This window comes from Cryobacterium sp. Y50 (assembly GCF_002929805.1).
Taxonomy (GTDB): Bacteria; Actinomycetota; Actinomycetes; order Actinomycetales; family Microbacteriaceae; genus Cryobacterium.
Genome location: NZ_PJJM01000099.1, coordinates 1 through 23,688 on the forward strand (window position 1 = coordinate 1; position 23,688 = coordinate 23,688).

Annotated in this window: 23 protein-coding genes and 1 pseudogene; 8 read left to right on the forward strand and 16 right to left on the reverse strand. The window is 62.7% G+C overall.

All coding sequences use genetic code 11. The annotated features are described in order from the left end of the window. Nucleotides 1–75 precede the first annotated feature (75 nt). Nucleotides 76–432 carry a leucine zipper domain-containing protein gene (locus CXY73_RS23595; RefSeq protein ID WP_104178148.1) on the reverse strand — a complete coding sequence of 119 codons (357 nt, stop codon included), beginning with the start codon at nt 430–432 and terminating at the stop codon, nt 76–78. Between the two features lie 233 nt (nt 433–665). Here CXY73_RS23595 and CXY73_RS22040 point away from each other — a divergent pair, with 233 nt between their 5' ends. Then, nucleotides 666–803: a hypothetical protein gene (locus tag CXY73_RS22040; protein WP_158254135.1), complete on the forward strand. Its 138-nt coding sequence runs from the start codon at nt 666–668 to the stop codon at nt 801–803. A gap of 449 nt (nt 804–1,252) precedes the next feature. Here CXY73_RS22040 and CXY73_RS14940 read toward each other — a convergent pair whose 3' ends face one another. The 3 genes from CXY73_RS14940 to CXY73_RS14955 form a co-directional block, all read right to left on the reverse strand. Beyond that, a complete protein-coding gene (locus tag CXY73_RS14940; protein ID WP_104178149.1) occupies nt 1,253–1,948 on the reverse strand; it encodes a hypothetical protein in 696 nt (231 codons plus the stop codon). A gap of 824 nt (nt 1,949–2,772) precedes the next feature. Continuing rightward, complete coding sequence (locus tag CXY73_RS14950) at nt 2,773–3,666, reverse strand: dihydrodipicolinate synthase family protein (RefSeq protein ID WP_104178151.1); 894 nt, start codon at nt 3,664–3,666, stop codon at nt 2,773–2,775. Between the two features lie 95 nt (nt 3,667–3,761). Beyond that, complete coding sequence (locus tag CXY73_RS14955; protein WP_233198372.1) at nt 3,762–4,343, reverse strand: hypothetical protein; 582 nt, start codon at nt 4,341–4,343, stop codon at nt 3,762–3,764. A gap of 103 nt (nt 4,344–4,446) precedes the next feature. Here CXY73_RS14955 and CXY73_RS22045 point away from each other — a divergent pair, with 103 nt between their 5' ends. After that, nucleotides 4,447–4,608, forward strand: coding sequence for a hypothetical protein (locus CXY73_RS22045; RefSeq protein WP_158254136.1), 162 nt, complete (start codon nt 4,447–4,449; stop codon nt 4,606–4,608). Between the two features lie 81 nt (nt 4,609–4,689). Here the strand turns inward: CXY73_RS22045 and CXY73_RS14960 are convergent, their stop codons facing one another. From CXY73_RS14960 to CXY73_RS14975, 4 genes are all read right to left on the reverse strand, one after another. Beyond that, the gene (locus CXY73_RS14960) at nt 4,690–6,486 is read right to left on the reverse strand and encodes an acyl-CoA dehydrogenase (protein WP_104134750.1); all 1,797 of its coding nucleotides are present in this window, start codon (nt 6,484–6,486) and stop codon (nt 4,690–4,692) included. A 118-nt stretch (nt 6,487–6,604) separates the two neighbouring features. Then, complete coding sequence (locus tag CXY73_RS14965) at nt 6,605–7,510, reverse strand: cytochrome b/b6 domain-containing protein (protein WP_233198382.1); 906 nt, start codon at nt 7,508–7,510, stop codon at nt 6,605–6,607. A gap of 17 nt (nt 7,511–7,527) precedes the next feature. Then, on the reverse strand, nt 7,528–8,520 hold the full coding sequence (locus CXY73_RS14970) for an electron transfer flavoprotein subunit alpha/FixB family protein (RefSeq protein ID WP_104134748.1): 993 nt from the start codon (nt 8,518–8,520) through the stop codon (nt 7,528–7,530). Between the two features lie 43 nt (nt 8,521–8,563). Beyond that, nucleotides 8,564–9,343 (reverse strand): electron transfer flavoprotein subunit beta/FixA family protein, encoded by a 780-nt coding sequence (locus CXY73_RS14975; protein WP_104178153.1) that lies wholly within the window; start codon nt 9,341–9,343, stop codon nt 8,564–8,566. Nucleotides 9,344–9,526: 183 nt separating this feature from the next. On the opposite strand from CXY73_RS14975, the gene CXY73_RS14980 reads away from it, so the two are divergent. From CXY73_RS14980 to CXY73_RS15005, 5 genes and pseudogenes are all read left to right on the forward strand, one after another. Further along, the gene (locus CXY73_RS14980; protein ID WP_104134746.1) at nt 9,527–10,681 is read left to right on the forward strand and encodes an acyl-CoA dehydrogenase family protein; all 1,155 of its coding nucleotides are present in this window, start codon (nt 9,527–9,529) and stop codon (nt 10,679–10,681) included. A gap of 48 nt (nt 10,682–10,729) precedes the next feature. Next, a pseudogene (locus CXY73_RS14985) lies at nt 10,730–11,335 on the forward strand (4Fe-4S dicluster domain-containing protein); the annotation flags it as partial. Nucleotides 11,336–11,417: 82 nt separating this feature from the next. Further along, nucleotides 11,418–11,732 (forward strand): respiratory nitrate reductase subunit gamma, encoded by a 315-nt coding sequence (locus CXY73_RS14990; protein WP_104134745.1) that lies wholly within the window; start codon nt 11,418–11,420, stop codon nt 11,730–11,732. 1,292 nt (nt 11,733–13,024) lie between these two features. Further along, nucleotides 13,025–13,525, forward strand: a complete 501-nt coding sequence (locus CXY73_RS15000) for a hypothetical protein (RefSeq protein WP_104134743.1) — start codon at nt 13,025–13,027, stop codon at nt 13,523–13,525. A gap of 111 nt (nt 13,526–13,636) precedes the next feature. Next, the gene (locus CXY73_RS15005; RefSeq protein ID WP_233198373.1) at nt 13,637–15,490 is read left to right on the forward strand and encodes a bifunctional 3'-5' exonuclease/DNA polymerase; all 1,854 of its coding nucleotides are present in this window, start codon (nt 13,637–13,639) and stop codon (nt 15,488–15,490) included. Between the two features lie 136 nt (nt 15,491–15,626). On the opposite strand, the gene CXY73_RS21605 is transcribed toward CXY73_RS15005, so the two are convergent. Both CXY73_RS21605 and CXY73_RS22050 read right to left on the reverse strand, forming a co-directional pair. Next, nucleotides 15,627–15,923 carry a hypothetical protein gene (locus CXY73_RS21605; protein ID WP_146071771.1) on the reverse strand — a complete coding sequence of 99 codons (297 nt, stop codon included), beginning with the start codon at nt 15,921–15,923 and terminating at the stop codon, nt 15,627–15,629. After that, nucleotides 15,920–16,090, reverse strand: a complete 171-nt coding sequence (locus CXY73_RS22050) for a hypothetical protein (protein ID WP_158254137.1) — start codon at nt 16,088–16,090, stop codon at nt 15,920–15,922. Before CXY73_RS22050 ends, CXY73_RS21605 begins: the two co-directional genes overlap by 4 nt. A 317-nt stretch (nt 16,091–16,407) precedes the next feature. Between CXY73_RS22050 and CXY73_RS15010 the strand changes: the two genes are divergently transcribed. Beyond that, the gene (locus tag CXY73_RS15010) at nt 16,408–16,929 is read left to right on the forward strand and encodes a DUF3145 domain-containing protein (RefSeq protein WP_104134741.1); all 522 of its coding nucleotides are present in this window, start codon (nt 16,408–16,410) and stop codon (nt 16,927–16,929) included. Between the two features lie 141 nt (nt 16,930–17,070). Here CXY73_RS15010 and CXY73_RS15015 read toward each other — a convergent pair whose 3' ends face one another. The 6 genes from CXY73_RS15015 to CXY73_RS15040 form a co-directional block, all read right to left on the reverse strand. Then, a complete protein-coding gene (locus CXY73_RS15015; protein WP_104178156.1) occupies nt 17,071–18,306 on the reverse strand; it encodes a beta-ketoacyl synthase in 1,236 nt (411 codons plus the stop codon). 103 nt (nt 18,307–18,409) lie between these two features. Further along, the gene (locus CXY73_RS15020) at nt 18,410–18,658 is read right to left on the reverse strand and encodes an acyl carrier protein (RefSeq protein WP_104134739.1); all 249 of its coding nucleotides are present in this window, start codon (nt 18,656–18,658) and stop codon (nt 18,410–18,412) included. Between the two features lie 59 nt (nt 18,659–18,717). Then, nucleotides 18,718–19,722: a beta-ketoacyl-ACP synthase III gene (locus CXY73_RS15025; protein WP_104134738.1), complete on the reverse strand. Its 1,005-nt coding sequence runs from the start codon at nt 19,720–19,722 to the stop codon at nt 18,718–18,720. A 20-nt stretch (nt 19,723–19,742) separates the two neighbouring features. After that, nucleotides 19,743–20,660: an ACP S-malonyltransferase gene (locus CXY73_RS15030; RefSeq protein ID WP_104134737.1), complete on the reverse strand. Its 918-nt coding sequence runs from the start codon at nt 20,658–20,660 to the stop codon at nt 19,743–19,745. A gap of 149 nt (nt 20,661–20,809) precedes the next feature. After that, nucleotides 20,810–22,183 (reverse strand): amino acid permease, encoded by a 1,374-nt coding sequence (locus tag CXY73_RS15035; RefSeq protein WP_233198383.1) that lies wholly within the window; start codon nt 22,181–22,183, stop codon nt 20,810–20,812. Nucleotides 22,184–22,482: 299 nt separating this feature from the next. After that, nucleotides 22,483–23,685, reverse strand: coding sequence for a CdaR family transcriptional regulator (locus tag CXY73_RS15040; protein ID WP_104178158.1), 1,203 nt, complete (start codon nt 23,683–23,685; stop codon nt 22,483–22,485). Between the last annotated feature and the right edge of the window lie 3 nt (nt 23,686–23,688).

Genomic DNA, 23,688 nt, shown 5'->3' on the forward strand with positions numbered 1-23,688 from the left:
GACTACGGCACACTAGAACCACACGAGAGTGGCCCTGTTTTCAGTTGGCAGAAGTGGCCCTGTTTTCAGTCGGCGTTAACACCCTCGACACGATCCGTGCGGGAACGCCGGTGTCGGCGGCCATCCGGGCCTTGCCAGTGCGTTAGCGTGTGCGACCTCCAGAACGGCCGCGTCACGTTCCGGACTGGTCAGGGATTGCATCGAGTGCCTCCGCGACGACCGGCCGCTGAGGCCGGCTTTACCTTCGGCACGATAGCGGCGCACCCACCGGTAGGCGCACTGCCGAGGGAAGCCGAGTTCCTTGGCGATATGCGCGACTAAACGACCACCCAACACCCTTTCGACCCGAAGAGCCTTTCCTCGAACGGCCAGCCCGGCATTAATATGTGCTTTGAGGTCCTGTGCCCGCGGAGTGGTCTTTCTACGAGGCATTTGTAGTCAAGTACGCCGTATGTGCCGGTTATCCACGCTAGCCTGACCACGCAGAGAGCAGCGATTATGCCGGCCGACGAACGATCCCGTTGCAGCTCGACACCGATGCTGACGCCGGACGGAACCTCGCCGACCTTTCGGAGCGGACCCTGGTCTCCGGTTGCATGGCCTGAATCGACCGGGTCTCGGTACGGTACGAAGTAACGAAGGACCCAGCCGAACGCGGAGTGCAGGTGCCAGAAACCAGTGGCGCCATGCAGCACACGGTGCTGAGTTTTCGCCAGCTGCGCGCCCATCATGACAAGGTTGGCGGCTGGATTGTCCGCGTGTTGACGCAGGCGATTCGGAGCATCCTGATCGGCTCTTCGTGACGTTTGGTAGAGCGCTTTTTGGCATGATCGCCGGGCACCCGGCGGCACCTCGAATGGACGAGCGGCAGCAGAGGCCGACTACGTGTTCCTGGCAGATTCAGAAGGCAATCGGTTCTCTGTCGTCGATCATGCTGGCTGAAGACTGGCTATCGGAACACCACTGGTTTTTGCGGCACGTGGTTGTTTCGGTCATTGTCGGTCGTCGAGGTCGTCGAGGTCGTCGAGGTCGCCCGGTGCAGGGGGCGCAAGTGTGGAAAGTTCGTGGGGTGGAGCCCTCTCTCGAATGTTTGACGTATGCCGCGAAGATGCGGCAGCACATTATCATCGGGACGGACCTTGACTTGTCGTTGGGCTGATCCATCGTTCGATCAGAGCATGAGGTCCAGGACCGTACGACGCTGCGCGGGCGCACGGCACCTGGACCTCATCCTTGGCCGGACGACTCGCTGCTAGTGCAGGACTCCGCAGGCGACGGGGTCGGTTGCCTCGGCGGGGAGGGTGGGGTCTAGTTCGCTTGCACCTTCGGGATCGCTGAGGTTGTATGTGCCGTTGCCGTCGTAGTCGTTTCCGTGGATCACAACTACTCCTTCACCGTCGCGGATGGCTTCGGCGATCTGCGCAGCGGTGCCGAGCCCGTCGGCTCCCGAGTAGCCGGTTCCGGCCACGTCCGTGAATCTAATGTCAGTCCGAAGGTAGTTATAGGAGCCATTCTTCGAGACTGGGAACCGGGAAACGTCCAGAAAACTGGCCGGTGTGGTGTCTCCACTGGTGTTCAGGGAAACCACAACAGGGCCGTAGGCCGGAACACCCTCAACTGTATTCAGTCGTCCGTCACCGTTGCTGTCCAACGCCAGGGTGGGGCATTCGTTCTGTGCTTGTTCCCCGTAGTGGATGTGTTGGGCGTGCGGAGCATCGGGCGTCAGACCCCTTGCGCGGATCCCGATCGCCCGGATCGTCTCTCCGCGAACGACAGCGAACGCCCTACCCGACGCGCCTGAGTCGTTAAGCTCCGTAAGGTGGGCGGTGAGCACGACGTTACCGCGCACGGGTTTTGGGACATGCGCTGATGCCGGCACAGCGCCCAGCGATACGGCGACCAGCGCGACTGCACTCGCTCCGAGTATCAGTCTCATGTTCTTCTTCACGATTCACTCCATTGTGTCCTCGCCCGTCGGGACGATCCCAACGGTTAGATGCGACAGGCTTAGTTCGTAGCCCTCTGCCAGACGGATTGGATTGGTGTTGTACTTGTAAAAGTCAGGCAATAAACCTGAGACGGTTTCGACTCGGGGCTGGCCCAGTGGTTCCACGAAGGCCTGACGGCAGATCGGCCGGCATTCCTGCACGCATTCCTCACGATGACCATCCCGCAAGAGAAGTTCGACGACCTGCTCAGGCGCACCACGCTGGCCTTACCGTCTTCCGAGTAGAGCGACCATAGACGACTCACCCGCCAATTTGGTCGGTGAGCCCTCTGATCGCGAGGCCGAGAAACTACGCCAGTATGGGGCGGCGAACCGCGACCGGATCCGTGAGCTGAGTCGACTCTAGTGCGAACGCCTCGACCACATCTGGCAGCTCAACCGCGACTCGATGCGTCGGGCGAGGCTCGCCGGCACCACCAGATTGGGGTGCGTGCCAGGGGAGGGGAAGGAACGTGCGAAGCGCTGGCGGGAAGTTTACCCCGCCGCACGAAGCAGATCTCCCGGCAGTGGGCCGAGCGTAACAAGAAATGCCGGGACGAGTTGCAGCGCAACCGGCGGAGTGACCCAAAGACGTATCAGTCCGAGCTGTAAGCCAACGCTGCAGCGCGACACCTCAAGCGAGGCCTGAGTCGGGCCGGCTTCCCGCCGAAGCTTCTGTACGCGACGGCCTCGGCCGAGCGCCGCGCGAACGAGCGCGAAGCCGACGCTTACTTCAGTGACCCATCGCGCTCCGGTGGGGAACCGTTGACAGGTGGACTCACCTGTTAGTCGGCGAGGTGCAGCTCGTCGACAAGCTGCGTGATACGCGTTCGCGCGGCGGTTCCCAAGCCCCGGATTGGGCGGGGCAGGCAGTCGGCCGCGACGAGACCCAGATATTCCGCGATCGCCGCGGTGACGCGGTAGCTGCCGTGTGCGGCGAACAGCTCCCACAGCGGTTGCAGCCTCGCCGATTCAGCTACGGCTCCGGCGTGGTCGCCGGAGAGTGCGGCACGGGTGATCGTCAGAGCGGGGGTGGGGAGGGTGCCGCCGATAACGGAGTACCAGACGTCACAACCGGCGTTGAGACCGGTCGCTGCGGAGCTGTCGCCTGACACGCCCACCTTTACGGTGCCGGGGATGTCGTTACGGATCGCCTGCACACGCGCTGCCGCCTTGCTGAGATCGGCAGGAACGCCGGGGATTTTGATTGATGCCACGTGCGGCAGAGTCGCGATCCGCGCGTAGAGGTCATTGGTGAATGTGAAATGAGTGGTGCCGGGATTGTCGTAGACCACGAGTGGCACGGACAGGTCGGCGGTGACGTCTTCGAACAGACCAAATACTTCATCGTCGCCGAGCGACTGATAGGTGACGGGGGCGAGCAGCACCGCATGCGCGCCGACCTCTTGCGCGTCGTCCGCGAACATTCGCACCTGAGAAGTTCGCAGAGCGCCAATTCCTATGATGACGGGCACCGTGCCGGCATGCTGCACAGTGACCTGAGCGACGCGACGGCGCTCGTCTCGATCGAGGTACATGTATGAGCCCGTTGACCCGAGCGCGGTGATCGAGTCGACTCCAGCGAGGGTCAAGCGTTCGACCAGGCATGCGTAGGCCGGTTCGTCGAAGGCGTCATCGCGGAGCGGGGTATGCGGGAAAGCGCTGAGATCGGTGAACATCGGCTCTCCAATCGTCGGTGTGCGGGGCGTTTAGGCGGTCAGGGCTGGAGCTGACGCACTATCAGTTTTCGGCTATGAGCCGCAGGCCGTCCCTATCATTTGGTCCCGTCTAACGGGAAGAACGTTCCTGAGGGGCTGCGGGCGTACCAGCCAACCGTTCCTGTGGGCGGAGTGGCCGCATTCCGCGCTTGTGTGGCGGCCCACTCTTCGCGTGCGTGTGCGGCTCGCGCCCTGAAAGCTGCTCCAGCAGAAAAATTGGATGCCGGTTCATCGCTGTGCAGCTGCGCGATGGCAGCGTTATTCTCGAACGAGCGATACTCGACTGAAAACTCGGGTCCAATTTCGTTGGATACCTCCCGCGCGAGTTCCAAGCCTTGGGCATTGAACGCATGCAGCTTGTTCACCGACCGCCATTCGAAGTTGTCGGTGAGCGCATCGTAGTACTGTGCCTCCCACGAGGTCAGGCGATCCACGAGTTCGCTTGAGAGTTCAGTTTCGGAATAGGGCATTGGGTCGCTGAACCATATGACCGATTGAGCATAGTCCGGGAAGACTCGCACGATGTCAGTTTCATACTCGGATGGGCCGTTTTGAGTCATGCTGTTGAGGATAGCGTTCAGTCGCTCGTCGAGACCGCGGTGGAGACACTGAACGACGCCCGCGTCAACAGCGAGCACGGTACGACGCAGTGTCTCAGCGAAGACTACATCCATAATGCGCCCTACCGCCTGTTATTTCCGGGCCCATTGACCACACACGCCGTCGAAGTGATGGTAGGTCATGGCTACCGCGCAGAGATTGTCCTCGTCCGGAGACTTCTGCGCGTGCCTGACGGAAATCCCGCAAACCGTTTCAACGGCATCGGGGCTGGTCGAGTACGCCGAACGCGCAAGATACGAGCCGATTCTCGCCATCCACGTCACCCTCGACGTGTGGGATTAAGCGCTCGTGGCGGCCAAGTGCCTGCGCGGGGATGGGGTCCGAATCAGCGCTCCGATCAGGTCCGGGTATCTGGCAGCGCCGCTACCCGACCAGGCGTTTGCTCACGTCCGCCAGCTGGTCAGCATCCAACTCGAACAAATCGTCGGCTCCCGCAGTTGCCGCACCCAATAGAGCGGTGCATTCCGGCAGGAGTTGCTCGGCATAGAACCGCGCGAGTACCAGCTGAGTCTCGGCGAAAGCGGCGTCGCCGGTGGCCGGACCGGCCAGCGCCGATCGCGCCATCAGCCATCCGCCAAGGCACAGGCCCCACATCCGCAGATATGGGCCGGAACCGGCGAGCATCGCATTCGGGTCCGCACGACCGGTGCGGAGCATCCACTCGGTGGCCGTCTCCAGTGACGCCAAGTGCTGGTCGAGCTGTACCCGGATGGACGTGAACGCGTCGCCGGCTGCCGCGAGCTCCGCGATGATTTCGCGCATACCGGCCAGGAACTCAGTAGCCGACGCTCCACCGCGCACGCTCAGCTTGCGGCCGACCAGGTCTGCAGCCTGAATGCCGTTGGTCCCCTCGTAGATCGGCGCAATCCGGGCGTCGCGCAAATGCTGCGCAACGCCCGTCTCCTCGATATAGCCCATGCCACCGTGGATCTGCAGGGCAAGGGAAGTCAGTTCGTCTCCGAGGTCGGTGCCGAACGACTTGCAGATCGGAGTGAGCAATCCCACAATCTCCTCGGCCCGCGCACGCGAAACCGGGTCGGGGTCGTGCGTGCTGTGGTCGAAATGTGCAGCGTTCAGCAGCATCATCCGGCGCAGTGCGGCGATGTGTGCCTTCTGCGTCATCAACATCCGGCGCACGTCGGGGAATTCGATGATGGCCGAGTCGGGGCTGGCCGCGCCGATCGCGAGCCCCTGGCGACGTTCCTGGGCGTAAGCGAGCGATTGCTGGTAGGCGCGTTCGGCCACTGCCAGACCCTGCATGCCGACTGAAAGCCGTGCGCTGTTCATCATGACGAACATGATCTGCATTCCCATGTTCTCGTCACCGATCAGATAACCGGTGGCGTCATCGTAGGAAAGCACGCACGTTGGTGCGCCGTGGATGCCGAGCTTATGCTCGATAGACAGTGCGCTTACGCCGTTTTGCTCACCAAGGGTGCCGTCATCATTCATCAGGAACTTCGGCACGATAAAGCAGGAGATACCCTTGGTGCCCGCCGGCGAACCGGGCGTGCGAGCGAGCACGAGGTGTATGATCTGTTCGGCCATGTCGTGTTCACCGAACGTGATGAAGATCTTCTGCCCGGAGAGCGCGTAGCTGCCGTCGTCGCGTTGCACCGCGCGGGTGGTCAAAGCACCGACATCCGACCCGGCCTGCGGTTCCGTGAGATTCATCGTTCCGGTCCACTCGCCGGTGACCATCTTCGGCAGGAAAAGCTGCTGCTGCTTGGCGCTGCCGTAATGCACCAGCGCTTCGATTGCCCCCTGGGTGAGCAGTGGGCACAGCGCGAAAGCCATGTTCGCGCTGGTCATGAGCTCCTGCACGATCAGACCGATCGTTCGCGGGAACCCACCGCCGCCGAATTCCTCCGGCAGTGGAAGCGCACCCCAGCCGGCATCGACGTACTGGTGATAGGCATCCGCAAACCCCGGAGGGGTGAGCACAGAACCGTCCGACTGCCACCGGGCGCCCACCAGGTCGCCGGTTCGATTGGTCGGTGCGACCACCTCTGCCATGAACTCGCCGCACTGATCGAGGAGTTCGACGACGGTTTCGAGATCGGCGTGCTCGTAGCCGGGCAGTCGGGCGATGTCGGGGTATCCCACCACATGCTCGAGGACGAAGGTGATGTCGGAAAGAGGAGGACTGAAGTGGCTCACAATCGCCAGCGTGCTGCATCGTGCGAGTTCGGACGATTCTTGTGGTGGATTCCTACAGCTTCGCAGCACGCCTGACCACTCTGGCAGTGGTGGTCCTACAACACGCGACGAATTCCAGCTATCGGCTCACCGTTCCCGTGAGGGAGGCGATCGGGCGCAACAACAACGGCCTCGCGGCGACCCATGCGGCGACCATGACCAGGAGTGATGCGGCGAAGATCCAGAACCCGATCCAATTCTCCGAATCGCTGCCGCCGTACATATGGTTCAGGTTGCGCAGTGCTCCGGTTGCGAGCACCAGTGTCACATGCGTGATGGTGAACAGCACGAAATAGAGCATCACCGGAAAATGGATGGCGCGAGCCAACAGTATCGGGTAAAAGCGGTTGAGTGTCACCGCGGCTCTGGGCCAGGCCCCAGACATCCGCACGCCCGTGATGAAAGCCAGCGGAGCGGCGACGAAAACGGTGGTGAAGTACGCGAGCAGTTGCAGGCTGTTGTAGTTCACCCAGCCGTTGTCGGTTGGCCAGTTCAGCGAGGCGTACTGGAGTGCGACCGAGATCGCGTTGGGGAAGACGTCCCAGTTCAGCGGCACGATGCGCATCCACTGCCCGGTTGGGAACAGCAGCACGACGAAGATGATCCCGTTGACCAGCCACAGTGCGCCCAAGCTCAGGTGGAACCACAGGTGCAGACTGATTCTGGCGGGCGAACCCTTGGTGCGGATCAGCCCGTTGTTCCGGCGCGTCCAGTACGCGGCAGGACGGGACGTGGATCGCACCTGCCAGCCCGCGCGGATGATCAGGACGATGAAGAAGACGTTCACGAAATGCTGTACCGACAGCCAGGCCGGAAACCCGACGGGCGCGGAGTCGGGCAGCTCTGATCTGCCCGGAAAATCGATTAGGAATGATTGCACGGCTGGCTGTTGCCGGAGCGCTTTGGCGACCAGGACAAGGATCAGGAGCACCGCGACGGCCGCGAGCGCGAGCGCTGCCGGCTTGAACCACCGGGCGGAGGTCAGCGACTTCGCGCCGCCGCTCACGACGAAGCTCGCGCCTGGATGGCTTCGATCAGCTGGGGCACCACGACGAAGACGTCGCCGACTATGCCGTAGTCGGCGATCTCAAAGATGGGCGCATCGGCGTCCTTGTTGATGGCGACGATCGTCTTGGCCGTCTGCATGCCTGCGCGGTGCTGGATGGCGCCGGAGATCCCGAGCGCGATGTAGAGCTGTGGCGACACGGTGGTTCCGGTCTGGCCGACCTGTGAGCTGTGCGGTACGAAGCCAGCGTCCACGGCTGCGCGGGAGGCACCGACGGCGGCTCCCAGCACATCGGCGAGTTGCTCGACCAGCTCGAACTTCGCCATCGAGCCGAGCCCGCGACCACCCGACACCACGGTTTTCGCTTCGCGCAGCTCCGGTCGCGTCGCACTCACCGCAGCATCCGTGGCGGCATCGATGACCGCTGACTGGCTGGTCTCGACGGCCAACGACCCCTCGGCGCTCAGCTGCACAATCGTGACGACGGGCCTGGTCGCTTCGGCGCGCTCCTGAATAGCGCCGGGGCGCAGCGTGACGATCGTCGGGCCACCCTCGATGGTCGACTCGACGGTATAGGCGCCACCGAAGACCCAGTGGGTGGCGATGACCCGGCCAGCGTCCCAGCGCACTGCAACTGCATCAATCGCCAGACCGCCGCGGAGGCGTACTGCCAACCGTGCGGCGACATCCCGACCCTCGACCGTATTCGAGATCAAGATGGCACCGGGCGCGAACGCGGAGTTCGCCTGCACCACCGCCTCCAGCTGCGGAGCCGTCAGAAGCACGCCGACCCGATCGCTTTCGGCAATGAAGACCTGCGCTGCGCCGAGAATAGCGAGTTCCTCGGTCAGGGCTGTTTCGGAGCCGGGTGCTGTCGCCACGACGGCAACAGGAGTGCCGAGCGCAGCAGCCGCCGCAATCAGGGCTGCGGCGGTACTCCTGATCTCTCCGGCGCTGGAGAGCTCGATGAGGGCAAGAATGTTGGGCATTTCTGTTCCTTTGTGGGGGGTCAGGCGGTACGTGGCCGGGGGCCTAGATCAGGTGGCGTGCGGCGAGAAAATCGGCGAGGTCGACACCAGCGTTGCCGTCGTCGGCGACCTTCGTGCCTGCCGTGCGCGACGGGCGCTGCTCGGTCTTCGCGATGATGGAATGCCCGCGGCTCGACAGCGCTGCGGTGTCCAGCCCGAGATCAGCCAGCGCAAGCACGGTCAGTGGCTTCTTCTTCGCCGAGAGGATCCCCTTGAAGTTCGGAAAGCGAACATCGGGTGCCAGCTCGGTGATGGAGACGATGGCTGGCAGGGCCGCATGTGCGTCCACGGTTCCGGTTTCAGTTCTGCGCACCCCACTGACCCGCTCGTCGAGGATGTCCAAGGAATCGAGAAAGGTGAGGGAGGGGCGCTGGAGGTGTTCGGCGATCATCGATGGAATGACCCCGCCGCGGCCGTCGGTGGACTCGTTGCCGGCAATCACGAGGTCATAACCCGTGTGGATAGTGGCCGCGGCCAACACCGCAGCGGTGTAGCCCATGTCGGCTCCGGCGAGCGCATCATCCAGCACATGCACCGCGGAATCCGCTCCGAGCGCGAGTGCTTTGCGGAGGGCGGCCGTCACGGAGGCCGGACCCATGCCGAGAAGTACGACCTCGGTGCCCTTGTGGGAGTCCCGATAGCGCAGCGCCACCTCGAGCGCACGTTCGCTAATTTCGTCGATGATTGGCTCGCTCGCCGCCCGATCGAGGATGCCAGTGGTTGCGTTCAGTTTTCGTTCGCCGTAGGTGTCGGGTACCTGTTTGACCAGCACGATTATCTTCATTGACGCGCTCCTTCTTCGAGAGTTCAACGCCTGTAGCGGCTCGGAACTACCCGTGGATTTGTGTTCTCCACTTCGATACTAAGACCCTGATGAAACCCTGATGTCGTTGCCGAGCCGCAGTTGGACGAAGTTACAGTTAATGGTAATTTACTAGAATCTTGCGAGGAAAGGGATACCACCGTCATGAACTTCGAGGATGAAGAAGACCACGCGGATCTTCGAGAAGCCGTCGCGACGATCACGCGATCGTTCGGAAACTCCTATTACTCAGACCATGCACTTCGTCAGGAACCGACCGAGGAACTGTGGCGTGAGCTCGGCCGACAGGGTTTCATCGGCATCAACCTACCGGAACAGTACGGCGGCGGCGGGGCAGGACTCGCCGAACTAGCGGTGGTCTGCGAAGAGACGGCAGCCCAGGGGAGTCCGCTGCTCCTCATGCTCGTCTCCAGCGCTATCTCCGGCGAGGTCATCTCCCGGTACGGGAGCGAAGCCCAGAAGCAGGTGTGGCTGCCCCGCATGGCAAGCGGTGAAAGCAAGGTCGTGTTCGCCATTACCGAGCCCGATGCCGGGTCGAACACCCTCAAGATGTCCACCACTGCGGTGCGAGACGGTGACGACTGGATTTTGAACGGCACCAAATACTACATTTCCGGAGTTGATGAAGCCGATGCCGTGCTCGTAGTGGCTCGCACCGGCACTGACGAATCGACCGGCAAGGCCCTTTTGTCTCTGTTCATTGTGCCGACGGATGCCGCTGGCTTCACCGCGCAGAATCTGCCCGTTTCTGCGTCGCTCCCTGAACGCCAGTTCACCCTCTTCTTCGACAACCTGCGCCTGACCGGCGACAAGCTGGTCGGTAATGAAAACGAGGGATTCGCGCAAGTGTTCCACGGACTAAACCCCGAACGAATCGTGGGGGCCGCGATCTGCGTTGGAGTCGGCCGGTATGCGTTGTCCAAGGCGGCGGAGTATGCGTGCACTCGACGGGTGTGGGATGTGCCGATCGGCAGCCACCAAGGTGTCTCCCACGTCCTGGCCAAGGCGAAGATTGAGGTCGAACTGGCCGCGTTGATGACCAACAAGGCCGCCTGGCAGCATGACAACGGCCAGCCGGCCGGCGAGGCATCGAACATGGCGAAGTTCGCGGCCGCTGACGCCGCTGCCGCCGCCGTGGACGCAGCGATCCAGACCCACGGCGGTAACGGGCTGAGCACCGAATACGGACTCATCCCGCTCTGGGGCATCGTACGGCTGCTTCGGATCGCTCCGGTCAGCCGCGAAATGGTGTTGAACTACGTCGCCCAGCACACGCTGGGTCTCCCGCGCTCGTACTGAATGTCAAAAACAACCTCGGCGCACTGAGAGACCGGACTGCGCCCTGCGAAGTCGCGCGGTGTCTGGAAGCTTAGCCAAAGGATAGGCCGGCGCTGACCAGCGGCGGTCGGGTCGCCAAGCTGCTCGGACTGTTCGCGAGCCGGGCGCAGTCCGAGATTAAAGACCACTAAGAACCCTGGCCGTACGACTACAAAACCCTCATCGATACACCGCTCAGGGATGACTTTCTCGTCGCCCGGCCGAAATCGCTGTTCACCGGCAAGGACACGAAGATCACCTGGTCGGCGAACTGGAACGACGATCTTGCCGGCGCGCCAGAGAAGGGCCATCTCGTTCAGATCATCGAAAAGGTACGTCGCGAATCCGAAGACAAGATCAAATTCGCATTCGAGCAGACCTTCATGTTCTGCCTGCCGCGCATGAGCCAACACCGCATGAACCCCTCCTGCATGACGTCGTGCCCCTTCGGTGCAATCTACACGCGGGCCGAAGACGGCATCGTGCCGGTCAACCAGGACAAGTGTCGCGGCTGGCGTCAGTGCATCACTGGTTGCCCATGCAAGAAGATCTACTTCAGCTACGGGACCGGCAAGGCTGAGAAGTGCACCATCTGCCATCCCCGTGTACGAAATTGGGCTGCCGCTGATATGCGCCGCGCTCGCCGCGGCAGGGCCGCAAGGCGGCGAAATTCGAGGGCTTCTTCGGTACCTCGCGGGACCGACCTCGGCTCCCGCTCGTGCTCGTGCTCGTGCTCGTGCTCGAGTTTGCGGTGATCGCCTACCACTTCTTCGGTCTGGTGATTCCGATGATCAAGACCCTCGCGGCGCGCATGAGCCAGGACTTCTGCCACCTCAACGCGCTGCTCGTTGGCGGCGGCCCCGTTCTGGATTCAGAGCTATATCCTCGTCGAATGCTGTTGTTTACCATTCGGCCGTTCACGCGGCTCGTGCGCGCCTTCACCGCACCGCTGCACTACCTGTTTCGGCCTTATATCGTCTATCGCACCCGCGACACGGTGCCCCGCGCAGTGCGACCGATCCGCCGGGTTTAGCGCCGATCGGCAAGGAAGACCGAACGCGCGACAAGAAGCAGCGATGGCTCAAACTGCGCGGGAACACACCCGCGCCGGCAAGAGGGTCAACCTCATGGTCGCGACACTGGCGTCCGTGGTGTGCTTTCGGGTGTGGACGAACGTGGCACCACTCGGGGTGAGCGACAGCCTGGATCTCGATTTGGCGTCGACGCCTCCCGCTGAAATACCCCTCCGATCTTCTGATCGCGACCTAGAGTCTTCTGGCATTGAGCGATCTGACGACCAAGTGGCGGGCCGAACCGAGGGATACTCCCAAGCGGGACTGGTAATCCCTCGCCTGCATCGCTACGGTCGCGGCCTGCTTTGAGGTGATCGCCATACAAGAAATGCGTTGCAACACAACCGCCCTGCAGTTTCTGCTCCCGAGGTGCTCGGAGACGCCTGGAGAGTGGTCGTCTCCGACGTCACCGAGGGCCGTCCAGGAAATGGAAAACGGTGGACGTTTCTGTATGACTCGAGTCGGGTGCAGCCTTCTAGACTGGTGGGTGAGATTGTGCTGCCGGAGATCACGGCGTTCGACCTTGACCCGTCACGGCATTTTTATGACCAGATCCCATGGTTTTCTGACCAGACGGAAAATTCCTGTTGGCCTCTCTCACCTACACTCCGCGTACCGGCTCGTTCGACTTTCCGCCGCACCTGCTGGCAGCCTGACACGCACTGAGGTGTTCTGGCCGATCACGGACCACTTTCCGCTGTGGATTGAGTTTTAGCTGGCTCTATGAGCCACCTTCTCTCAGCGTGTGCAAACCGGGGAGAGAGCTCGTGCACTCTGCGATCAGAATTTCGCTTGAGCGCATGGGCGATCTGTTGGGGTCGGCGCACTAGCGACGAGAATGCCGAGGCCCAGTGTTCATTCAGAACGGCGTCAAGTTTAAGGTAACGTATGCCCCCATCGGCTTCCAGCCGGGCGCCAACCTCGACGTGAGCGACTTCTGGCCAACCCCGTATCGCGTCACCCAACTAACCGCTGCCGATCAGGAACAACCGGTGGCGATGAGATCCCCGCTATTGCGGATTGATAATTATGAGAGCGTCAAATTCCGCAACGGTTATCCGGCTGTCGGTGGACCCGCATTCCTATGTCGGCGCAGACTGCAAGATTGCAGCGTGATCTCGATTCAGCGGATATGCTCTGCCGGGCTGAACCAATTGGGATGGCATCTCGTGCTAATTCAAGTAGCCCCTCGTTACGCACCACGTGATCACGCACCATTTCGTCAGCAGTGCACCGAGAGAAGGAAGCAATCATGAACAGCAAGATTTGGCTCAAGGTCGGGCCCGTCGTCGGGGCGATAGCGCTCAGCGTCCTCGCGCTGAGCGGATGCTCGCAAGGAACGACGACGCCGGCGGCAAACGAGTCGAGTTCGTCAAGCGAAGTAGCCGAACCGGCCGCCGACACGACGCTCGCAACGGCCGACAGTGACCTCGGCACTATCGTCGTCGACAGCGCCGGTATGACCCTGTACGTGTTCGACAAAGATATCGCCGACTCCGGTGAGAGCACCTGCGAGGGTGACTGTCTTGTCAAGTGGCCGCCCGTCGTCGCGGAATCGGACACCCCGACGGTTGACGGAGTCACCGGCACCGTCGGCGTGATCACGCGGACGGATGGCACCAAGCAGGTCACCCTGAACGGTCTCCCGCTCTACTACTGGGCTGGCGATGCGGCGGCCGGTGACACTACCGGGCAGGCTGTCGGCGACGTCTGGTGGGTGGTGGCGCCCAACGGTGACAAGATCGCCGGCTAGTCAGCAGGTACAGACACCGCACCCATCGGCACCGAGAAGCCGATGGGTGCGGTGCCGTTCTGCCCGGCACTGCGAAGAGACCAGCCACGCAGAATCGGGCAGAATAGACGGGTGTATGTACTGGTGCGACAGGGTAGTGGTGGCGATCTCATCGTCGAACCCATCGATGAGACCAGAGCTCGGCTGGAGTCGCCGCGTCGGCTGAGTTTGGACGAATTTAGAACGTTCGTGGCCGCCAGGGAAGCGTCGGCGTTTGAAACCCGTCCGCGCTGGGTCTGGGACGACACCGGCCACACCTATCCGCTGCTGCTCAGCGCTGGAATCCGGGTGGAACGCTGCCACGACCTACGCCTGTGCCACGTGATCCTCCGGAACTCAGCCCTGACTCAGTCGAGCGAACTGGCCCTGGCCGTGCCGGATCCCTGGGACGCAGCGAGCGCGGTGACCGCCGACGAGGTTGGACTCCGGACGACCCTGTTCGATTTTGATGTCGACGATGACGGTAACGGTGACGGTGACGGTGACGATCTCGCCGACCACACCAATGACAGCAGCAAACCTGGCTCCGAATCTCGCACCCCCGAATCGACGTCCGGGCGCGAGTTTCGTCATCAACTCGACGCCGTGGCATCCGCTGCGGAACCGGGTCGGTTGCGCCTGCTGCTGGCTGCAGAATCGGCGGGCGCTCTCGTAGCCGCCGAAATGCGCTTTGCCGGGCTTCCGTGGCGCACCGACGTGCACGACCATCTGCTGACGCAGGAGCTGGGACCACGCGTTGCGCCGGGTGTGCGACCGTACCGTCTTGAGCTGCTCGCCCAGCGGATCCGACTGGAACTGGATGATGTCGCCCTCAACCCCGACTCGCCGCAGGAACTGTTTAGGGCCCTGCAACGTGCCGGACTCGCCGTGACTTCGACCAGGGGCTGGGAGTTGAAGAAGCTCGAGCATCCGGTGATTGAGCCCCTGCTGCAGTACAAGAAGCTGTCCCGGTTACTCAGCGCTAACGGCTGGACCTGGATGGAGTCCTGGGTCGTCAACGGTCGATTCCACCCCGACTACGTTCCTGGAGGCGTGGTGACCGGCCGCTGGGCGACGCGCGGCGGGGGAGCATTGCAGCTGCCCAGGCAGATTCGTGGTGCGGTGGTCGCCGATGACGGCTGGAAACTCGTCATCGCCGATGCCGCCCAGTTGGAGCCGCGTATCCTCGCTGCGTTGTCCCAGGACGAGCGAATGGCTACGGCCGGACGTGGTACCGACCTCTATGCGGGAATCGTCGCGAGCGGCGTCGTCGAAACTCGCGATCACGCCAAGGTCGCCATGCTCGGGGCAATGTATGGCGCCACTACGGGGGAGAGCGGTCGGCTGATGCCGCGCCTGGCGCGTGCCTACCCTCGCGCGATCGCCCTGACGGAGTCGGCGGCCAGGGCCGGAGAGCGCGGCGAAGTCGTCACTACCCGGCTGGGGCGGTCATCGCCGGTGCCGGGCGCTGGTTGGCACGAAGTGCAGGCGCAAGCCTACGATCCGGCGGCCACAGCGACCGATGAACGCCGGGCCCGCAGCCAGTCGAGGGATTGGGGCCGGTTCACCCGAAACTTCATCGTTCAGGGCAGCGCCGCGGAATGGGCACTCTGCTGGATGGCCGAGATTCGCCGAGAACTCTCCGCTTTACCAGGCGTCGGTCCTCTCCCCGCAGCCAGGCAAACGGATGCTCTCCCCGGCCCGGCTGGTCCGGTCGCCGGTCTCGCTGAACCAGGGAAAGCGCGCGTGCCCTTTGATCGCTCCCCGCACCTGGTCTTCTTTCTGCACGACGAAGTCATCGTGCACACGCCGGAAGCCCTGGCCGATGTCGTGGCGCAGATCATTATCACGGCCGCCGAGACCTCCGGTCGGCTGCTTTTCGGCGACTTTCCAGTCGATTTTATGCTCACGATTGCAACCGTGGACAACTACGCTCAGGCCAAGTAGCGAGACGACATCGGACCGATAGTGGCGATGTCCGATGGCCAGTCATCGAGGTTAGACGCAAAAAACTGGCCTCGCGTGCTGTGTGCACGTGGGGCCCGCCTGATTCCTGTAAGGGAACTCTTGGTAGAATCTGGTTCTAAGCTTTAGCCCTTGTGGATGGTGACGGCGGTGCCGTCGGTGAACAAGTTGCGCGCGTGATTGATGGTGGTCGCCGTCGCCGCGACGATGCCGCAGTTGAAGTTGTCGGTATCGCGGTGAAGTTATAACCGTAGATCCCGTGCTTATTATTCGACATGACGGTGGGAAAGATTTCGGTGTCGGTCGGGACCAGATTACTGAAGCCACCCATGTTGTGAATGAGCACGCCGGGCTTGTTGGCACGACCGCGAATGATGGAGTTCTTGATCGTGACGTTGGCCGCGTTGATCTTCACCAGACCGCGAATGTCGAAACTGTTGAGCCGGTGCCGAAGGTAGTGACGTTGATGTTGCCGATGTGTACCTTGAGCGATGTTCCGGCCGGAACGCCGGTGCTGCTGGCACCGAGCATAACGGGCGCGGTGTTGGCTGGAACGATGGCGAGAGCGGTTAAGGCGACCACGAACGCGGCGGCGGTAATGAGGGCGAGTCGACGAGTCGAACGGGAACCGGAGTCAGAATCGACGAGATCAGAGGATGAGGTAGAAGCAGGTTCAGGTCACAGCGCCAACGCTCCACCGGTCAGATCCTGCAGGTCAGCTGCTTGTCAATTCACAGCCCACTGGGGCATAATGGCGCTATTGGCAGCACGCGCTCTCCTTTGGAGTAAGCGCGGGTGCCGAACAAGTTCACATTCACCATCGTGCTCACAACCTCAGGTTGGGAGCCCGGTCGTTCCGAGGTCGTTGGGGAAGACGCACCTACAGAACGGAGAACGCGATGGACGTAGTACGCAACCGTCGGGCGCCGATAGCGCGGGGGGTGCTTTTTGTGCACTCATCTCCGCGAGCCCTGCGCCCGCATCTCGAATGGGCTGCTGGTCGGGCGCTCGGTGTGCCGGTCAACTTCGAGTGGTCTGAACAACCAGCGCTCCCCGGATCCCAGCGTGCTGAATATTACTGGGAGGGTCCCCCTGGTTCTGGCGCGGTTCTCGCGTCTGCCTTGAGAGGCTGGGATCATCTGCGGTTCGAGGTGACCGAAGATGCCGGGCGGGGAACCGATGGCGGTCGATGGTTGCACACACCGGGTTTGGGCATTTTTCATGCCCAGACGGATAGCGTGGGCAACGTCGTTGTGCCGGAGGACCGCATCCGCGCCGCCATGGACAGTGCCGGCGCCAACGCGATCGACCTGCACCGAGAATTACGGCTCGCCCTCGGGCAATCCTGGGATGACGAACTGGAGCCATTCCGGCAGGCGAGTGATCTCAACGCGGTGGTCTGGCTGCACCAGGTGGGTTGACGCGCAATGTACGGTTCGCCGGTGCTGGCGCGGCGCGTTAACCGGTGACTTCACCTGGCCGTACGACCACGAAGTCTCCTGAATCGCACTATAAAAATGACCCCGTCCGAACCGGACGGGGTCATTCTCTATTCGTCGAAACTAGACCGAACGGAACGCGACGACGGCGTTGTGACCGCCGAAGCCGAAGGAGTTGCTCAGGGCGAGCAAGTCTCCGGCGGGCAGCGTGCGCGGCGTCGTCACGACATCGAGCGGAATTTCCGGGTCTTGTGTCGTGAGGTTGATCGTCGGCGGCGCGGTGCGCTCGGCGAGTGCCTTGACCGTGAAGAACGCCTCAAGGGCGCCCGCACCACCGAGTAGGTGACCGGTCGACGCCTTGGTGGCCGACACCGGGATACCGTCGAGAAGATCTCCGAAGACCCGCTTGAGGGCGTTATATTCGGCAATGTCACCGACCGGAGTACTGGTGGCGTGGACGTTGATATGGGATACATCAGCAAGCGTGGCGCCGGCGTTTTGAACGGTCGATACCATGGCACGGGCGGCTGCTGCGCCCTCTGGGTCCGGCGCGGTCACGTGGTAGGCGTCGCTGTTGACGACTCCGCCGACGAGCTCGGCATAAATGTGGGCGCCACGCGCCTTGGCGTGCTCTTCGGTTTCAATGACGAGTGCGGCAGCCCCTTCGCCGAGTACGAAACCGTCGCGGGTGACGTCATAAGGCCGGCTCGCTGTTGCCGGGTCCTCATTACGCGTGGAGAGCGCGTGCATGGCGGCGAAGGAGGCGATGGGCAGCGGGTGGATCGCGGCCTCGGAGCCACCGGCGATGACGATGTCGGCAAGCCCGGCCTGCAAACGGTTGTAGGCGTTGACCAGGGCCTCCGTGCTCGAAGCGCAGGCGGAGACCACGGTGGTGATGCCGGCGCGGGCGTGCAGGTCCATGCCGATAGTCGATCCGGGGCCATTCGGCATGAGCATCGGCACTGTCATCGGCAGTACGCGGCGCGGGCCGCGTTCGCGCAGGGTATCCCAGGCGTCGAGCAAGGTCCAGACTCCACCGATTCCGGTGGCCCAGTCTACGGCGAGGCGCTCAGGTTCGACCTCGGGGGCGCCGGCATCCGCCCAAGCCTCACGCCCGGCGATGAGCGCGAACTGGCTGGACGGGTCTAGGCGTTTGACTTCAAAGCGCTGCAACACGTCTGCGGTCTTCACGCGGGCTTGTGCGGCAAAAGTTACGGGGATCGCCGTTTCGGCGACCCAAGCCTGTTCAAGGGTGGTGGTTCCCGATTCGCCGGCCAGCAGGGCCGTCCAGGTGTCGACTGCCGTGCCGCCCAGCGGCGTGGTGGCACCGATACCGGTGATAACGATTTTCTTGGTCATAAGTCCACTCTCCAGGGAACGACAAACGAGTGGGCTGGCGCGATCTGCCACCAGCCCAATGAACAGGTCGGCCGTTTTCCGGCCGACCTGTTCAGGATCGGGCTTAGTCCTGTGCCTTTACGATGAACTCGACGGCGTCGCCGACGGTCTTGAGGTTTTTGACCTCTTCGTCGGGGATCTTCACGTCGAACTTCTCTTCTGCGTTGACGACAATGGTCATCATCGAGATGGAGTCGATGTCCAGATCATCGGTGAACGACTTGCCGAGCTCAACAGTGTCGGTTGCAATGCCGGTCTCATCGTTGATGAGATCGGCCAGGCCGGTCAGAACTTCTTCGGTGGACAGTGCCATGTTTTTTCTCCTTGAGGGGTGTCTCAGTTGACCGAGATCTAGTTTAGGGGGTGGGTTGGTTAGGGCAGCACAATGACTTGCGCGCCGAACACGAGTCCGGCACCAAAGCCGATCTGCAGTGCGAGGCCGCCGCTGAGCTCTGGGTGTTCCTCAAGCAGGCGGTGGGTGGCCAGGGGAATGGATGCGGAGGACGTGTTGCCGGTCGTGGCGACATCGCGGGCGATGACGACGGACTCCGACAGTTTGAGCTGCTTGGCGAACTCGTCGATGATTCGCATGTTGGCCTGGTGGGGAATGAATGCAGCGAGGTCGGCGCTTTCGATACCAGCGACTTCGAGGGCCTTCTTGGCCACCTTCGCCATGTCCCAGACGGCCCAACGGAAAACCGCGGGACCTTCCTGGCGCAGGGTGGGCCAGGCGACTTCACCGCGGCGGTATTCCTGCAGCGTGTGGTCCATTTGGATCGTCTCGGCTTTGGACCCGTCGGAGCCCCACACCGTGGTGGAGATGCCGGGGTAGTCGCTCGGGCCGATCACGACCGCGCCCGCACCGTCGCCGAGCAGAAAGGAGATGCTTCGATCGGTGGGGTCGACGAGGTCGGAAAGTTTCTCCGCGCCGATGACGAGCGCGTAGTGTGCGGCACCGGTGCGAATCAGCGCGTCGGCCTGGGCCACGGCGTACGCGTAGCCCGCGCACGCCGCGTTAATGTCATAGGCTGCGGCCGGATTGGTACCCACACGATCGGCAACAATGGCGGCGACCGACGGCGTCTGCCGGATGTTGCTGATGGTCGCGACGATCACGGCATCGATGAGCGCTGGGTCGATGCCGCTGCGCTCGATGGCTTCGCGGGCGGCATCCGTTGCCAAGTCGATGGCATTGATGTCCCGACTGGCCCGGGTGCGGGTGATAATACCGGTGCGCTGCTGAATCCACTCGTCAGAGGAATCAATTGCCTCGACAAGTTCGTCGTTGGGTACAACGAGGTCACCACGGGCGGCACCGACCGACAGGATCCGGGTGTACTGCGGTCCGTGGGACTGCTTAAGTGTTGGCTTGGTCATTGTCTCTTTCATCACATTCACTACTGCTGGTCGATCATGGCCCAGGCGGCGGGCAGGTCGTCCGGGGTCTTGATGGCGACGCTCGGGACGCCCTTCAGGCCTCGTTTCGCGAGACCGACGAGGGCGCCGGCGGGTGCAACCTCGATGATTCCGGTGACTCCCGCCGCAGCGAAAGCCCCCATGCACTTGTCCCACCGTACCGGCGAAGACACCTGACCCACGAGCAGGTCCATAAAGTGGTTGCCTTCGGTTACCTGGCCCCCGTCACGATTGGTCCAGATGGGGAGGGTGGGGTCGGTGGGCGTGAGCGACTCGGCGACCACGGTCATCCGTGCTACGGCTGGCTGCATATAGCGCGTATGGAATGCGCCGGCGACCTGAAGCGGAATGACTCGGGCCCGGTGCGGGGGAGCCGCGGCAAGTTCGGCAAGAGCGTCGAGCGCCCCGGCGACGACGATCTGACCGCTGCCGTTAAAGTTGGCGGGTTCGAGGCCGAGCTCGGCTGTTCGGGTGAGCAATTCGGTTTCGTCTGCACCGATCACGGCGCTCATCCCGGTGGGAACGAGGGCGGAGGCTGCCTGCATCGCCATGCCACGTTCGCGAACAAATCGCACCGCATCGGCGGTTTTCAGGATGCCGGCACCCGCGGCGGCCGTGAGTTCTCCGACCGAGTGCCCGGCGATCCCGGCGATACGGTCTTGGCGGCCATCCGCGAGTAGCGCTTCAAGCGTGAGGATACCCGCGGCCACGATGAGGGGCTGGGCAATCGCCGTGTCGCGGATGGTGTCGGCGTCGCTGACCGTGCCGTGGGTGAGGAGGTCCAGGTCGAGGTCGTCGGAGATCTGCCGGAGGCCTTCACTGAAGGCAGGCAGCGCCAACCAGGGTTCGAGAAATCCGGCAGTTTGGGAGCCCTGACCCGGGCAGACGACAACGATCACTTAGCTAGTATTCCAATCTGATGACGCAAATGTATGTACAGACGGTACTGAGTATTCTGGGAACCTTTGTAGATTCCTGCAATTAGATTCTTGCAGGCAGATTCCACGGGGAGTGATTCCGATTCCTCAGCTCGTGATCGATGCTGCGATCATTCCCGGCCCTGGCTCGATTCAGAAGACGCCGCGTCGACCTCCGGTCGGGTGTCGGCTACGACGCTCATTCCACGCTCGCCCCGGTAACGCCACAAGCCAATACCCACGAGCATCCCGGCCAGCATGAGGGACAGCCCGAGAGATTCCCGCGTTGCCGGGATGATCAACATGCCCACGAGTAGGGCGAGGATGCTGAGGATTGCGAACCACGTGAGATAGGGGAATAACCACATCTTGAGCGAGAGCGCCTTGGCGGCATCTGGTCCCATGCGACGGCGCAGGATCAACTGCGAGGCCGCAATCACGAGCCAGACGAACAGGGCGATGGCACCGGAGGTATTCACCAGGAACAGGAATACGGTGTCGGGGGCCACGTAGTTGAGACCGACGGTCACAAACCCAACGATGGTCGAGGCGAGCACCGCGCTGCGCGGCACCCCCCGGGCAGAGATCTTTTCCCAGGAGCGGGGAGCATCTCCGCGCGTCGAGAGCGAGAACAACATCCGGCTGGCGGTGTAGAGGCCAGAGTTGAGACACGACAACACGGAGGTGAGCACGATCACGTCCATGATCGTGCCCGCACCGGGAATCCCGTAGAGCTCGATGGCCGCCACATACGGACTCTTCGCGACGGAGGCGCTGTCCCAAGGCAGCAGGGTGACGACAACAGCGATCGAGCCGATATAGAAGATCAGGATTCGCCACACGGTCGACCGGACGGCTTGCCGAACAGCGGCCACGGGGTTTTGCGATTCACCGGCTGCGATCGTCGCGATCTCGGCGCCGAAGAAGGAAAAGACGACCACGAGCACTCCACCGAGTACCGCTCCGGCACCGTTGGGGAAGAATCCGCCGCGATTAGTGAGGTTGTCGAAACCAGGCGCAGCCACACCGGGCATGAACCCGAGGATCGCCACGATGCCAAGCACCAGGAAGACAGCAATGGCCGCGACCTTGATCGAGGCGAACCAAAATTCGAACTCCCCAAACGATTTCACCGAGGCCACATTCGTGAGAGTGAGAAGCACCATGAGCAGGAGAGCCCATACCCATTGATCGACCTCGGGCACCCACCGATGCACGATTGCTGCACCCGCGGTTGCCTCGATCCCGAGGACGATGATCCAAAACCAGGCGTATAGCCAGCCGATGCTGAACCCGGCCCAGCGGCCGAGAGCTCGATCGGCGTAGGCGGAGAACGAGCCGGTTTCCGGGCTTGCCGCCGCCATCTCGCCGAGCATGCGCATCACCAGGATTACTACTAGGCCCGCGGCGGCGTAGGCGACAAGAATTCCAGGGCCCGCTTGCTGGATCGCCGCTCCGGAACCCACGAACAGACCGGCTCCGATGACTCCCGCTATCGCGATCATCGAGAGGTGACGGGGTTTGAGGCTACGGGTCAGTTCGCGAGCCTGCGTCGCGACGCTGGCGGCTCCTGTCGGTTTCTCAGCACCTTCGGTCGCGGTTTTCTGGGATGGCGGCATGACACGCTCCAAGTCTGAATACGGTCAACTCTGATCTCACCCGCGACGAGTGACAACCATGGCAACGGATGCCGGTGTAACGACGAGGCTCACCAAGTCGTTTCTCAGGTTGAGGGGGCGACACGACGACGTGACGACCGGATAACACCCTATACCCCCGCGTGTCAGGTAATCGTGGGATGTGCTTAGCGGCGGCGGCTGGAACCATCGTGGTCGCTGATCGAACCGATGATCAGCGCAGACTGCAAAATGAGCGCTTCGCGGGCCCCCGTGGCGTCGTAGCCGATCACTTCGGACACTCGTTTCAGGCGGTACCGCACGGTGTTGGGATGTACGAAGAGTTCACGCGCGGTTGCCTCCAGGGAGCGGCCATTGTCGAGGTAGCACCACAGGGTGGTGAGTAGCTCGGTCGAGTGCGCTTGCAGGGGCCGATAGATACGATGTATGAGCGTGGCGCGTGCCAGCGGATCACCGGCCAGGGCACGCTCAGGGAGCAGATCATCGGCCTGCACCGGCCGTGGGGCGTTGCGCCACGAACGAGCGACGGCAAAACCAGCCAGCGCTGCTTTTGCACTCTTCGACGCGTCCACGAGGTTGGGCACCTCGTGCCCGAGCACCAAATGTCCCGGCCCGAAGATGGGCTCGAGGGCCATGGCGATCTCCATGAAGGTCAGCGCGGACGCTGTGCCGACGTCCTCGCTGTCGACCGGTGCCGGGCGTGCGCGCCCGATCACGAGCACGAGCCGGTTCCCCTGCACACCGATGAGCACGTCGGCCGCCATGTGGCGCGCGGCGCGGCGCAACTGGTCGACGTCGAGCATCTGCGGTGTGGTACCGACGAGCACACAGACCTCCCCATGACCGTGCCAGCCGAGGGCGGCGATACGACTAGGCAGCTCGTCGTCATACTCACCGCTGAGGATGGAATCAACGACGAGAGCTTCAAGCCGCGCGTCCCAGAGGCCGCGCGCCTCGGCGGCGCGCGCGTAGACATCCGCTGCCCCGAAGGCAATCTCGCGAGAGTAGAGCAGGATCGCTTCCCGGAGAGACTCTCCACCGTCCTTGACGCGTTCCTCGACGACCTCGACGGTCACTCGAATGAGCTGCAACGTCTGCTGCAGGCTTACCGAGCGCAGCAGCTCGCGAGGAGCGGCGCCGAAGACGTCCGCGGCGATCCACGGGGTTGACCGCGGGTCGTCGAACCACGAAATGAAGCTCGTGATTCCGGCCTGGGCCACCAGGCCGACGGCGGACCGCCGCCCTGGTGGCATATCGCCGTACCAAGACAGCGTGTCTTCGAGTCGTTTCAGCGTCTGCGTGGACAACTCACCAGAGATGGTGCGCAGCCAGTTGAGAGTCTGCTCTTTCGTCTTGGGCGCCGGTGCCACTGC